A 12,056-nucleotide genomic window follows, 5' to 3' on the forward strand; every position below is an offset into this window, starting at 1 on the left:
GCGCGTGGCGCGCGACAGCCGGGAAGGCGGGAGCGTCAAGAAACTCGACGCCGGAAAACAAAAAAGCCGCTGAAATCAGCGGCTTCTCTGCGGAATTTTTGGTGCCCACGGAGGGACTCGAACCCCCACACCTCGCGGCACATGGACCTGAACCATGCGCGTCTACCAATTCCGCCACGTGGGCATTAGCAACAACATCTGCTATCATACTGCTTTGGAGAGTTTTGCGCCAGATGAACTTTCATTCCACGCTGCACATCGACTCGCCATTCCCGCATCGCTGCGAGAGCCAGAATTATAGAGGAAACTCTGCCGATGTCAAAGGGCCTGCGAAAGATTTTTGTGCACGGTCCTTCCTGTTACACTAACCACCAATAATAAGATTACTGAAGAACTTTTGAACTCCACTCATACCATTCCTAGCCGCGAAGAGATTCTCGGCATCTTCCGCAGCGCCAAAGCGCCGCTCGACCTGCGCACGTTGGCGCTGTCGCTCAAAGTCAAAGCCGATTCCCAAGCCGTCCTGACGCGCCGCCTGAATGCGATGGAGCGCGACGGCCAGATCCGTTCCGATACCAGTGGCTTCTATGTGCTGGCGGACCATTCCGAATTCATTGCCGGCCGCGTGTCCAGCCACCGCGACGGCTACGGCTTCCTGATTCCTGACGAACCGGGCGAAGACCTGTTCCTGGCCGAGCGCGAGATGCAGAAGGTGCTGCACGGCGACAAGGTACTGGGCCGCATCATCGGCTACGACCGCCGTGGCCGTCCGGAAGGCACTATTGTCGAAGTGGTACAGCGCGGCACCACCCACATCATCGGCCGCCTGCTGAAGGAAAACGGCGTGTGGGTCGTGGCGCCGGAAGACAAGCGCATCAGCCAGGACATCCTGGTGCAGGGCGCCGTCGGCAAGGCCAAGTCGGGCCAGATCGTCAGCGTGGAGCTGACCGAGCAGCCGGGCCGCTTCAAGCAGCCGTCGGGCAAGATCGTCGAAGTGCTGGGCGACATGGATGACCCTGGCATGGAAATCGAAATCGCCGTACGCAAGTTCGGCGTGCCGCACATTTTCTCGGACGCCGCGCTGAAGCAGGCTTCCAAGCTGCCGGACGTGGTGCATGAAGCCGATTGGGGCGAGCGTGTCGACCTGCGCGACGTGCCGCTGGTGACCATCGATGGCGAAGATGCTCGCGACTTCGACGATGCCGTGTATTGCGAGCCGGTGAAAGTCGGCCGCAGCACGGCCTTCCGCCTGATCGTGGCGATCGCCGACGTGTCGCATTACGTGAAGCCGAACGACGGCCTGGATGGCGACGCCATCGAGCGTTCGACCTCGGTTTATTTCCCGCGCCGCGTGATCCCGATGCTGCCGGAGAAGCTGTCCAACGGCCTGTGTTCGCTGAACCCGCGCGTCGACCGTCTGACCCTGGTGTGCGACGCCGTGATCACCGCACAAGGTGAACTCAAGGCCTACCAGTTCTACCCGGCCGTGATCCACTCGGCCGCGCGCCTGACCTATACCGAAGTGGCGGCCATCCTCGGCAACACCAAGGGCCCGGAAGCGGCGCGCCGCGCGGAAATCGTGCCGCACCTGCAGAACCTGTACGACGTCTACCACGCGCTGCAGAAGTCGCGCCAGGAACGCGGTGCGATCGATTTCGAAACCACCGAGACCTACATCGTCTGCAACCCTGCCGGCAAGATCGAGAAGATCATCCCGCGCACCCGCAACGATGCGCATAAGCTGATCGAAGAGTGCATGCTGGCGGCGAACGTGTGCGCGGCGGACCTGCTGTTGCGCCACAAGCACCCAGGCACCTACCGTATCCACGCCGGGCCGACCAAGGAAAAACTGACCCAGGTCCGCGACTTCCTGAAGCAGCTTGGCCTGTCGCTGGGCGGCGGCGATACGCCGGTAGCGCGCGATTACGCCGACTTGATGAAGAAGATCAAGGAGCGCCCGGACGCGCAGCTGCTGCAAACCATGCTGCTGCGCTCCATGCAGCAGGCGGTGTACAGCCCTGACAATATCGGCCACTTCGGCCTGGCGTATGAGGCCTATGCCCACTTCACCAGCCCGATCCGCCGCTATCCGGATTTGCTGACCCACCGCGCCATCAAGGCGATTTTGGCGGGCAAGAAGTACGAGCCGAAGCTGGCCGACAAGTCGGTGCTGAACACCACGATCTCGAATGCCCAGCGCCGACAGGCCCTGAAAGACAAGCAGGAAGGCAAGGAGCCGAAATCCAAGGGCGACCAGACCATCTGGGACGCACTGGGCGTGCACTGCTCGGCCAACGAGCGCCGCGCCGACGAAGCTTCGCGCGATGTGGAGGCCTGGCTCAAGTGCTACTTCATGCAGGACAAGCTGGGCGAAGAGTTCAGCGGAATCATCACAGGCGTGACCAACTTCGGCATCTTCGTGCAACTGGACCAACTGTTCGTGGAAGGCCTGGTGCACATCACCGACCTCGGCGCGGACTTCTTCGAATACGACGATGCGCGCCACGAGCTGCGCGGCGAGCGCACCGGCAAGCGTTACCAACTGACTGGCCGCGTGAACGTGCAGGTTGTCCGCGTCGACCTCGAGTCGCGCAAGATCGACCTGCGCCTGGCCGACAGCGAAATCTCGACCCTGCCGCCGCAAGGCAAGAAGGGCTCCCGCAAGGGCGGCGGCCTGGTTGGCTCGCTCGGCGATTTCGACAGCTTCGATGATGAAGACGAGAATCCAGCGGTAGCGCGCAAGCGCAAGGCAGCCCGCACTGCGCCGTCGATCTCGACGCGCGACGAAGCGTCGACCCGCACTCCTGGCCGGGCGCCGGCCAAGCGTGGCGCGGCATCTTCTGCTTATGCCCCGCCGGCTCCAGCTGCGCGCAAGGCAGCCAAGCCGAAGCCAAAGGCCAAGCCGAAAACCACCGCCAAGCGCGTGACCAAGGCTGCAAAGCCCAAGAAAAAACGATAAGCACCCGTCCGGCGCTTCGGCGCCGGACTTATTTTGAGAACTACGATGTCCAAGAACAAAATGATTTTCGGCTTCCACGCCGTTACCTCGCGCCTGCGCCACGAAGCATCCAGCGTTGAAGAAATCTTCTTTGACCAGGCCCGCGACGACCGCCGCATGAAAGACCTGATCGCCCACGCGAAAGCGGCCGGCGTGCGCGTGATGCCTGTAGAATCCGAGCGCCTCGACAAGATCGTCGGCACCCGTCGCCACCAGGGCGTGATCGCGTTTGCCTCGCAGCTGGCGCTGGCGCGCAACCTGGACGAACTGCTGGATGCGGTGGAAGGCCCGCCGCTGCTGCTGGTGCTGGACGGTATTACCGATCCGCACAACCTGGGCGCCTGCCTGCGTGTGGCCGATGGCGCCGGTGCGCATGCGGTGATCGCACCGAAGGACCGCTCGGTTGGCCTGAATGCGACTGCGGCCAAGGTGGCTTCGGGCGCGGCGGAATCGGTGCCGTTCATTACAGTGACCAACCTGGCGCGCACCCTGCGCGAGCTGAAGGAACGCGACATCTGGCTGATCGGCACCTCCGACGACGGCGACAAGACCTTGTACGAAGGCGATTACACCGGCCCGACCGCGATCGTGATGGGTTCGGAAGGCGAGGGCATGCGCCGCCTGACGCGCGAGACCTGCGATGTGCTGGTGTCGATTCCGATGTTTGGCTCGGTTGAGTCGCTGAACGTATCGGTCGCCTCCGGCGTCTGCCTGTACGAAGCGCGACGCCAGCGTATCGCACGCGAAGCCTGAAACCGGTAAACCGTTGCCTGACCCGCAGGGTCAGGCACCTTGGCCTGCGGCCGCCGCGTATCAGTGTCTGACCCTGCGGGTCAGACACTGGGGTACCGGTTTGGCGGCCAGCAAACCACAGGCATATGCGCTATGATATTTGCCTGAACAACAGCATCCCAAAGCACCACCATGTTTGACCACCTCCGCGACGACATCCGCAGCATCATCGAGCGCGACCCCGCAGCTCGCAATGGCTGGGAGGTGCTGACCTGTTACCCCGGCCTGCAAGCCATCGTCATGCACCGCTGGGCGCACTGGTGCTGGACCCACGGCCTGAAATGGCCAGGCCGCTTCATCTCGTACCTGGGCCGCATCATCACCGGCATTGAAATCCACCCCGGCGCCACCATTGGCCGCCGCGTCTTCATCGACCACGGCTTCGGCGTAGTGATCGGCGAAACCGCGGAAGTCGGCGACGACTGCACCATCTACCAGGGTGTTACGCTCGGCGGCACCTCGCTGCATGCCGGCGCCAAGCGCCACCCCACGCTGGAACGCGGCGTCATCATCGGCGCCGGCGCGAAGATCCTGGGCGGCTTCACGGTGGGCGAATACGCCAAGGTCGGCTCCAACGCCGTCGTGCTGAAACCAGTACCGGCCGGCGCCACCGCCGTCGGCAACCCTGCCCACCTGGTACAGAAAGAGCACGCGCCATCGCCATCCTCGCGCTTCTTCTCCGCATACGGCGTGACCGCCAACGGCGACGACCCGCTGTCGAAGGCCCTGCATAGCCTGATCACCCACGCGGTGGCGCAGGAAGAACAGATTGAACGCCTGTCGGCAGCCATGAAGGCGGCGGGCTTGACCTGTCCAGACCTCAAGCCTTGCGACAAGCTGGATCAGGAAGAACTCAACAAACTGGTCGAATAAGGAAAAACCATGGACGACATTCTGGACCCGTTTGAAATCCGCGTACTCGCGGTACTTGCCGAAAAAGAAGGCCTGACGCCGGATAACTATCCGCTATCGCTCAACGCGCTGACCAACGGCTGCAACCAGCTCTCCAGCCGCGAGCCGGTCATGCAGATCAGCGAAGAAACCGTAGCCGACGTGCTGGCCCGCCTGGGCGAGCGCAAGCTGGTGGGCACCGTCAGCCAGTCCGGCGCGCGCGTGGTCAAGTACGAGCACCGCATGCGCATGAAGTGGACGCTGGAGCAGGACAAGCTGGCAATCCTGACCATCCTGATGCTGCGCGGCCCGCAAACGGCCGGCGAGATCCGCACCCGCACCGGCCGCCTGCACGAATTCAAATCAGTGGCCGAAGTTGAAACAGGCCTGCAATTCCTGATTGATAAGTATCCGCCGCTGGTACAGAAACTGCCGTTGGCGCCAGGCTCGCGCGAACCGCGTTACGGCCAACTGCTGGGAGGCGAAGAAGCACTGGCGCGCGATGCCACGGCAGGCGCCTACGGCGGCAGCGCAAGCAGCGCAGGCGAGGGCGGCGGCAGCCGTGCCGACCGCGTGACGCAGCTGGAACAGGAAGTGGCCGCGCTGCGTGAAGAGGTGGCGGCCCTGGCAGCGCAAGTTGCCGAATTGAGGGCTGTAATCGAGTAGCAGTAGCTGTTGTGAGAATCCGCCATATTCGTTTGGATTGATTGTGGCGGCTCCCGGGCGTTGATATGCTGGACGCACAATATCAATACCCCGGGAGATCGAATGGAATTGCTGCACCGCTTGTCCATCCGGCACAAGCTTCTTCTCAGCATGGGCTTGACCCTCCTGCTGTTCATCATCATTTCCTCCACCCTCAGCATCATGAAGACCAGCCAGGCAGCGCGCGAACGCGTGCTGCGGCAGGAGCTTCCGGCGCAGGTAGCGGCCATCCGTAACGACGTGCTGCGCCAGATTGCAACTCCGCTGGCGGTCTCGCAAACGCTGGCCAACAACACCTTCCTGCATGCCTGGGAGGAAGCGGGCGTGCCGGACGAGGGCTTAAGCGCGTGGACGACCGAGGCGAAGAACCTCAAGGCCAAGAACAATGCCGCCACCGTCTTCTGGGTCTCGCGCTCCACCGGCAAGTACTTCACCGACAAGGGGTACGACCGCACGCTAAGCGAGAAAGCAGCCAGTGACCAGTGGTTCTACGGTTTCCTGTCCGGCAGTTCGCCCTACGCGCTCGACATCGACAAGGACGTCAGCGCCGACACTTATATGTTGTTCATCAATACCCGCGTGCAGACGGCTGGCGGCAAGCAGGCGGTGGCCGGCCTTGGCCTGTCCGTCAATGCGCTGGCGGAAGCGGTGCGCAACTACAAGCTGGGCCAGTCCGGCTACGTCTACCTGGTGCGCGCCAATGGCCTGATCCTGATCCACCGCGACCCGAAACTGGTCGACGGCAAGCATGCGCTGGCCGAGATGCCGGGCATGAACCCAGCGCTGGCCAAGCGCCTGCTGGGTGGGGAAGCCTTTGTCGCCGACAGCTTTAAAGCGACCGATGGCGAACACCTGGTGGCGTCGTCCTTCATCCCCGAGCTGAATGCCTACCTGGTCGCGCAGGTGCCGGAAGCTGAGGTGCTGGCCGGTATCGCGCGCGGCGCCGCCATGACTTCATTGATTGCTGCCATCATTGGCGGCGGCATCGGCATGCTGGCGATCTTCGTCATTGCCCGTGCAATCGCATCGCCGGTCGCGCAGGCGGCCGAACTGCTGGAAGACATTGCCAGCGGCGGCGGCGACCTGACGCGGCGCATGCCGGTGCAGTCGCGAGACGAACTGGGCGCGCTGGCGGCGGCCTTCAACAAGTTTGTCGAATCGCTCAACGTCACCATCCTGCGCGTGCGCGACAGCAGCCGCGCCATCGGCGCCGCGACAGGCGATATCGCCAGCGGCAATATGGACCTGTCGGCCCGCACTGAAGCGCAAGCCTCCAACTTGGAGGAAACCGCAGCTGCAATGGAAGAACTGACATCGACCGTCCATAACAACACGGCCAACGCGGAACAGGCCAACAAACTGGTTGCCGGTACCGCCGATTCCGCCAAGCGCGGCGGCGTGGTGGTGGGGCAGGTGGTGGAGAAGATGGCCTCGATCACGGCCAGCTCGAACAAGATCTCCGACATCATCGGCGTCATCGACGGCATCGCGTTCCAGACCAATATCCTGGCGCTGAATGCGGCCGTCGAGGCGGCGCGCGCCGGTGAGCAGGGGCGCGGCTTCGCGGTCGTCGCCAGCGAGGTGCGCAACCTCGCCCAGCGCAGTGCCGCAGCGGCAAGAGAGATCAAGGAGCTGATCACCGAATCCGTACAACAGGTGGCCGACGGCGGCAAACTGGCAGATTCTGCCGGCGAAGCGATGCAGGACATCGTCAAGTCGGTGCAGAACGTGGCGAGCCTGATGCAGGAAATCGCCAGCGCGAGCCAGGAGCAAAGCCTCGGCATCGACCAGGTCAACCAGGCCGTCACGCAGATGGACAACACCACGCAGCAGAATGCCGCGCTGGTGGAGGAAGCCGCCGCCGCCGCGCAATCGCTCAGCGAACAGGCCGCACGATTGGAAGAAGTGGTCGGGCTGTTCAAGCTCGACGCCACCCCGAAATTACGCTAACAGGAGGACGCATGACCCGACTCGCACCGCTGGCGCGCACTGCCGCCGTTGTCTCCCTGGCGCTCGGCGCCGCCCAGCCGGCCCTGGCGCTGGACTGGATGGACAACTCCATCGGCTACCGCTTCGGCACCAGGTTCGCCGAGCCGTACAACCCGCAGGACATCCGCAAGAACGTGATCAACCTGACCCACGCCAGCGGCTACCAGTACGGCAGCAATTACATGAACCTGGACATCCTGAAGTCCGACCGCAAGGACGACAGCGCAACCGAAACCTACCTGCTGTACCGACACACGCTCGATATCGGCAAGCTGTCCGGGAAGGAGTTCAAGGGCGCCGGCATGCGCGGTTTTGGCTTCACAGCGGGCTTTGACTGGAACCACAAGAACGACAAGGGCTACGCCTCGCGCAAGCAAATGCTAGTGGCCGGGCCGACCGTGATGGTTGACGTGCCGGGCTTCCTGAATATCAGCCTGCTGGCGCTGTGGGAAAGCAATGAACCGATCGGCGTATCCAAGCGCTATCACTACGACACGCACGCGATGCTGAATGCGGCCTGGGGCATCCCGCTGGGGAGCGGCTGGTCTTTCGAAGGGTATATGAACTACATCGGCGAGAAGGGCCGCAATGAATTCGGCGGGCCTACCTCGCCGGAGACCAACATCGATATGCAGGTGATGTATGACTTCAGCGCCGCAGCGGGACTGAAGCCGGGCAAGCTGAAGGCCGGCTTCGAGTATCAGTACTGGCGCAACAAGTTCGGAAATCCGTCGAATGTCCCGGGCAGCCTGGCGCAGACACCGATGGTCCGCGCCGAGTATCATTTCTAAAAGCTTCAGTGAATGGAAACCGATGGCGTGAAGTGGTCCTGCTTGAAATATTGCCATGTAGTTTCCCATGATGATTCTGTGCCAATATGGAATGGAAATGCAGAGACAAATACGAAATGCCATTCACTGCGCAATGCTATCCGCGCTTTGTGTGGGTACAGTGAATGCGACGGAAAGCCTGAACGTCGTCACACGTCACAATGCTCCCGAAGAGGTGGCGCTGAAGGCGCGGGTAGAAGCGGTCGTCGTTCGGTACCAGCTGGGGAAATGGCTGTATACGAAGGACATCAGGATAGATAAAGATGCGTGGCCCCCACATAGTCATCCTGTTCTGACGCTGGGCGTCCGCAAAGCGATGCCTGATGATGATCTCTATCTTGTCGGTAGTTTATTGCACGAGCAGTTCCATTGGCACATGGTATTGAACTCAAAGTTCATGCCCGACGAGACCAGAGCGCTTGTGCAAGCGAAATTTCCAGGGCTCGATCCCCGGCAGCCGAAAGGATCGGGCGACGAGTCGTCGACATACAACCACGTGCTGGTTTGCTATATGGAGTACAAGGCCCTGGCAGGGATTTTTGGCGAAGCAGCAGCGTTGAGTGCGATCAAGAGCCATCCGTTCTATACCGGCATCTATGCGCTCATAGCCGACAAACAAAATCAGGAAGTGATCGAAGACTTGTTGCGCCAGGAAGAGCTTAGCTTTTGACGCCTGGTGCGGAGGGAGCGCCGAATTTCGGTTCTTTCCGGCCTTGAAATTTCCGGAGCCGACCCAGAATTAATTTGCCTTGTTATGTGTTCTTAAGGAGCGACTATGGAACATAAAGAGGCATTGCTGGAAAGCCTGGCGGAATTGCGGACCGCGCATGACAAGGCCAGCCGGGCAATGGCGGAAATCACCGCCACGGGAGCGCGCGCACTGAAGGGCAGCGACAGCTTGCCGTCGCTGCACCAGCTGCGAAGTTATGCGCAGGCTCTGGCGCAGGCGCAGCGCCACCTTACTCATTGCCAGGAGCTGTTGCAGGGCGGGCCTCCCGTAGGCGCAGGCGCTGAACCGGCAACTGGGCGGTCTTACGTGCACTGACATGGCAGTTGGAGGACGTTGCCATGCATGTATTCGATGCTGTGTCTGCGCAAATTTCCGCCATGGGCTTGCCGCTGTTTGCCGTCAGCGCCACGCGCGCCAACTGGCCCGATGCACCTTTGCTGTTGTTCCTCCACTGGCATGGCTTCCGGCGTGCTACGCCGCTGCAACTGCAAGGCGTGAACCTGCCGGCACGCGCGGTGGCCAGTTCGGCCCTGCAGTTTGACGGTCCCTGGGCCAGCAGTGCGGCGGCAGAGGATGCCTTGCTGGATGCGGCCTGGCGGCTTGGCGCCTGGCAGCTGGAGCGATTGCAACAGCGGGCCTGCAACACGGCGGGGGCTCCGGCCAGCGAGGCCTTCGCCTGCCGCCTGGCGTTTGGCGACAACGCTGCGGGCTACCCTGATGAACCGGTGCTGGGTGCAGACCAGGTTGCTCGCCTGGAGCAGATGGAACTGGCGGCCCGCAAGGGCTATCAGCAGTGGCTATTCCAGCCCATCAAAGGCGGCGTATGGCAGGGCGTCGGTCCAGCGGATGACAGCCTGGCGGGGGACGGCGGGCGCTTTTTCGACTGCCCGGTGCGGCCCGTTCCGCCAAGTGCGGAGAAGCGTGTGGTCTACCAGCTGGGCCACCATGACCGCCTGATCCTGCCTTGAAACATTTTGTTACAAACTTGACTGCGGCACCCATCTTGAAAATGAAAAAGCGAAAACATACTTTCGACGACGCTGAAGTCTGGCTCTAGCTTTGTCTGGACCGATTCACTTGTTAAATGATCTGACACCATTTGGAGATAAGAGATGAAAATTCGTCCCCTCTATGACCGGGTTATTGTTAAGCGAATTGAAAAACAACGCCAAACCGCGTCCGGCATCGTGATCCCCGATTCCGCTACCGAGAAGCCCGAGCAGGGCGAGGTGCTGGCGGTCGGTCATGGCCGCGCCCTGCCCGATGGCAGCGTGCGCCCGCTGGCTGTAAAAGTCGGCGACGAGGTCCTGTTCGGCAAATACGCCGGGCAGACCGTCAAGCTTGATGGCGAAGAACTGCTGGTCATGCGCGAGGAAGACATCCTTGGCGTGATCGACCACGCTGCCGCCACTGCCAAAGCCGCTTGATTCCAGAACGTTCCAGGGAGATAAAAATCATGACTGCTAAAGACGTACAGTTCAACGAAGATGCCCGCGTCCGCATCGTCAAGGGCGTGAATGTGCTGGCCAACGCTGTGAAGGTCACGCTGGGTCCGAAAGGCCGGAATGTGGTGATTGACCGCAGCTTCGGCGCGCCGACCATCACCAAGGATGGCGTTTCGGTTGCAAAGGAAATCGAGCTGAAGGACCGCCTGGAAAACATGGGCGCGCAAGTGGTCAAGCAGGTGGCTTCGAAGACCGCCGATGTGGCCGGCGATGGCACCACCACGGCTACCGTGCTGGCCCAGGCCATCGTCCAGGAAGGCATGAAGTATGTGGCCGCCGGCATGAACCCGATGGACCTGAAGCGCGGCATCGACCAGGCCGTGGCCGCTGCCATCGCGGAACTGAAGGCCATCTCGCGCCCCATCGCCACCAGCAAGGAGATCGCGCAAGTGGGCTCCATCTCGGCCAACTCCGACAGCGCCATCGGCGACATCATCGCCCAGGCCATGGAGAAGGTGGGCAAGGAAGGGGTGATTACCGTCGAAGACGGCAAGTCGCTGGAGAACGAGCTGGATGTGGTGGAAGGCATGCAGTTCGACCGCGGCTACCTGAGCCCATATTTCATCAACGATCCGGACAAGCAGCTGGCGCGCCTGGATGATCCGCTGGTGCTGCTGTACGACAAAAAGATCAGCAATATCCGCGAACTGCTGCCGGTGCTGGAGCAGTCGGCCAAGGCCGGCAAGCCGCTGTTCATTGTGGCGGAAGATGTGGAAGGCGAGGCATTGGCGACGCTGGTGGTGAACTCGGTGCGCGGCATCCTGAAAGTGGCTGCGGTGAAGGCGCCGGGCTTTGGTGACCGCCGCAAGGCCATGCTGGAAGATATCGCCGTGCTGACCGGCGCCACCGTCATCTCGGAAGAGACCGGCCACACGCTGGAGAAGGCCACGCTGGAGCATCTGGGCAGCGCCAAGCGTATCGAAGTGCAGAAGGAAGCCACCACCATCATCGACGGCGCCGGCGAGCAGCGGCGCATCGATGATCGCGTGGCCACCATCCGCGCGCAGATCGAGCAGGCTACCAGCGACTACGACAAGGAGAAGCTGCAGGAGCGCGTGGCCAAGCTGGCGGGCGGCGTGGCTGTGATCAAGGTTGGCGCAGCCACCGAAGTGGAAATGAAAGAGAAGCGCGACCGCGTGGATGATGCGCTGCACGCGACCCGCGCCGCCGTCGAGGAAGGCATTGTGCCAGGCGGCGGAGTGGCATTGCTGCGCGCCCGCGCCGCCATCACCCAGCTGAAGGGCGCCAATGCCGACCAGCATGCAGGCGTGCAGATCGTGCTGCGCGCACTCGAGGCGCCGCTGCGCGTGATCGTTTCCAATGCCGGCGAAGAGCCTTCGGTGGTGGTGGCCAAGGTTGCCGAAGGCAAGGGTAACTTTGGCTATAACGCTGCCACCGGCGAGTATGTCGACATGGTGGAAAACGGCGTCATCGACCCGACCAAGGTGACCCGTACCGCGCTGCAGAACGCTGCCTCCATCGCTGGCCTGCTGCTGACCACCGAGGCGACCGTGTCGGACGCGGCGCCAGAGGAAAAGAACGCGTTGCCGGCCTGATGCCTGCTGGCGTATCCTGATGAGGGGGCGGTCGTGCCTGGTGGGCGACCGCCCTTGTGT

General features: G+C 62.2%; 11 protein-coding genes and 1 tRNA gene. 11 read left to right on the plus strand and 1 reads right to left on the minus strand.

Going from position 1 to position 12,056, the window contains the following annotated elements; genetic code table 11:
- Positions 1-99: 99 nt before the first annotated feature.
- Positions 100-184 (minus strand) — tRNA-Leu (locus tag ACN9MY_RS13820).
- 213 nt (positions 185-397) lie between these two features.
- On the opposite strand from ACN9MY_RS13820, the gene rnr reads away from it, so the two are divergent.
- The 11 genes from rnr (at position 398) to groL (ending at position 11,996) form a co-directional block, all read left to right on the plus strand.
- On the plus strand, positions 398-2,959 hold the full coding sequence (gene rnr / locus ACN9MY_RS13825) for a ribonuclease R (protein ID WP_426337479.1): 2,562 nt from the start codon (positions 398-400) through the stop codon (positions 2,957-2,959).
- 60 nt (positions 2,960-3,019) lie between these two features.
- Entirely contained in the window at positions 3,020-3,751 is a 732-nt protein-coding gene (rlmB, locus tag ACN9MY_RS13830) for a 23S rRNA (guanosine(2251)-2'-O)-methyltransferase RlmB (protein WP_207232908.1), read from the plus strand.
- Between the two features lie 171 nt (positions 3,752-3,922).
- Positions 3,923-4,663 carry a serine O-acetyltransferase gene (gene cysE, locus ACN9MY_RS13835; protein ID WP_426337480.1) on the plus strand — a complete coding sequence of 247 codons (741 nt, stop codon included), beginning with the start codon at positions 3,923-3,925 and terminating at the stop codon, positions 4,661-4,663.
- Positions 4,664-4,672: 9 nt separating this feature from the next.
- Positions 4,673-5,347 carry a YceH family protein gene (locus ACN9MY_RS13840; RefSeq protein WP_426171443.1) on the plus strand — a complete coding sequence of 225 codons (675 nt, stop codon included), beginning with the start codon at positions 4,673-4,675 and terminating at the stop codon, positions 5,345-5,347.
- Positions 5,348-5,449: 102 nt separating this feature from the next.
- Entirely contained in the window at positions 5,450-7,336 is a 1,887-nt protein-coding gene (locus ACN9MY_RS13845; RefSeq protein ID WP_426171445.1) for a methyl-accepting chemotaxis protein, read from the plus strand.
- Between the two features lie 11 nt (positions 7,337-7,347).
- Positions 7,348-8,166 carry an outer envelope protein gene (locus ACN9MY_RS13850; protein ID WP_426337481.1) on the plus strand — a complete coding sequence of 273 codons (819 nt, stop codon included), beginning with the start codon at positions 7,348-7,350 and terminating at the stop codon, positions 8,164-8,166.
- Positions 8,167-8,233: 67 nt separating this feature from the next.
- Entirely contained in the window at positions 8,234-8,875 is a 642-nt protein-coding gene (locus ACN9MY_RS13855) for a hypothetical protein (protein ID WP_426171448.1), read from the plus strand.
- A 105-nt stretch (positions 8,876-8,980) separates the two neighbouring features.
- Positions 8,981-9,250, plus strand: a complete 270-nt coding sequence (locus ACN9MY_RS13860; RefSeq protein WP_426323048.1) for a hypothetical protein — start codon at positions 8,981-8,983, stop codon at positions 9,248-9,250.
- A gap of 23 nt (positions 9,251-9,273) precedes the next feature.
- Positions 9,274-9,903, plus strand: coding sequence for a diguanylate cyclase (locus ACN9MY_RS13865; protein ID WP_426337482.1), 630 nt, complete (start codon positions 9,274-9,276; stop codon positions 9,901-9,903).
- 144 nt (positions 9,904-10,047) lie between these two features.
- Positions 10,048-10,362, plus strand: a complete 315-nt coding sequence (locus tag ACN9MY_RS13870; protein WP_426323052.1) for a co-chaperone GroES — start codon at positions 10,048-10,050, stop codon at positions 10,360-10,362.
- 29 nt (positions 10,363-10,391) lie between these two features.
- A complete protein-coding gene (groL, locus tag ACN9MY_RS13875) occupies positions 10,392-11,996 on the plus strand; it encodes a chaperonin GroEL (RefSeq protein ID WP_426323054.1) in 1,605 nt (534 codons plus the stop codon).
- Positions 11,997-12,056 lie beyond the last annotated feature (60 nt).

Source organism: Pseudoduganella sp. R-31, assembly GCF_049913235.1.
Taxonomy (GTDB): domain Bacteria; phylum Pseudomonadota; class Gammaproteobacteria; order Burkholderiales; family Burkholderiaceae_D; genus Rugamonas.

Bases quoted from the DNA above. Each gene is read 5' to 3' on its own strand.
- rlmB (WP_207232908.1), top strand. From the start codon at position 3,020: ATGATTTTCGGCTTCCACGCCGTTACCTCGCGCCTGCGCCACGAAGCA.
- cysE (WP_426337480.1), top strand. From the start codon at position 3,923: ATGTTTGACCACCTCCGCGACGACATCCGCAGCATCATCGAGCGCGAC.
- ACN9MY_RS13840 (WP_426171443.1), top strand. From the start codon at position 4,673: ATGGACGACATTCTGGACCCGTTTGAAATCCGCGTACTCGCGGTACTT.
- ACN9MY_RS13845 (WP_426171445.1), top strand. From the start codon at position 5,450: ATGGAATTGCTGCACCGCTTGTCCATCCGGCACAAGCTTCTTCTCAGC.
- ACN9MY_RS13850 (WP_426337481.1), top strand. From the start codon at position 7,348: ATGACCCGACTCGCACCGCTGGCGCGCACTGCCGCCGTTGTCTCCCTG.
- ACN9MY_RS13855 (WP_426171448.1), top strand. From the start codon at position 8,234: ATGATGATTCTGTGCCAATATGGAATGGAAATGCAGAGACAAATACGA.
- ACN9MY_RS13860 (WP_426323048.1), top strand. From the start codon at position 8,981: ATGGAACATAAAGAGGCATTGCTGGAAAGCCTGGCGGAATTGCGGACC.
- ACN9MY_RS13865 (WP_426337482.1), top strand. From the start codon at position 9,274: ATGCATGTATTCGATGCTGTGTCTGCGCAAATTTCCGCCATGGGCTTG.
- ACN9MY_RS13870 (WP_426323052.1), top strand. From the start codon at position 10,048: ATGAAAATTCGTCCCCTCTATGACCGGGTTATTGTTAAGCGAATTGAA.
- groL (WP_426323054.1), top strand. From the start codon at position 10,392: ATGACTGCTAAAGACGTACAGTTCAACGAAGATGCCCGCGTCCGCATC.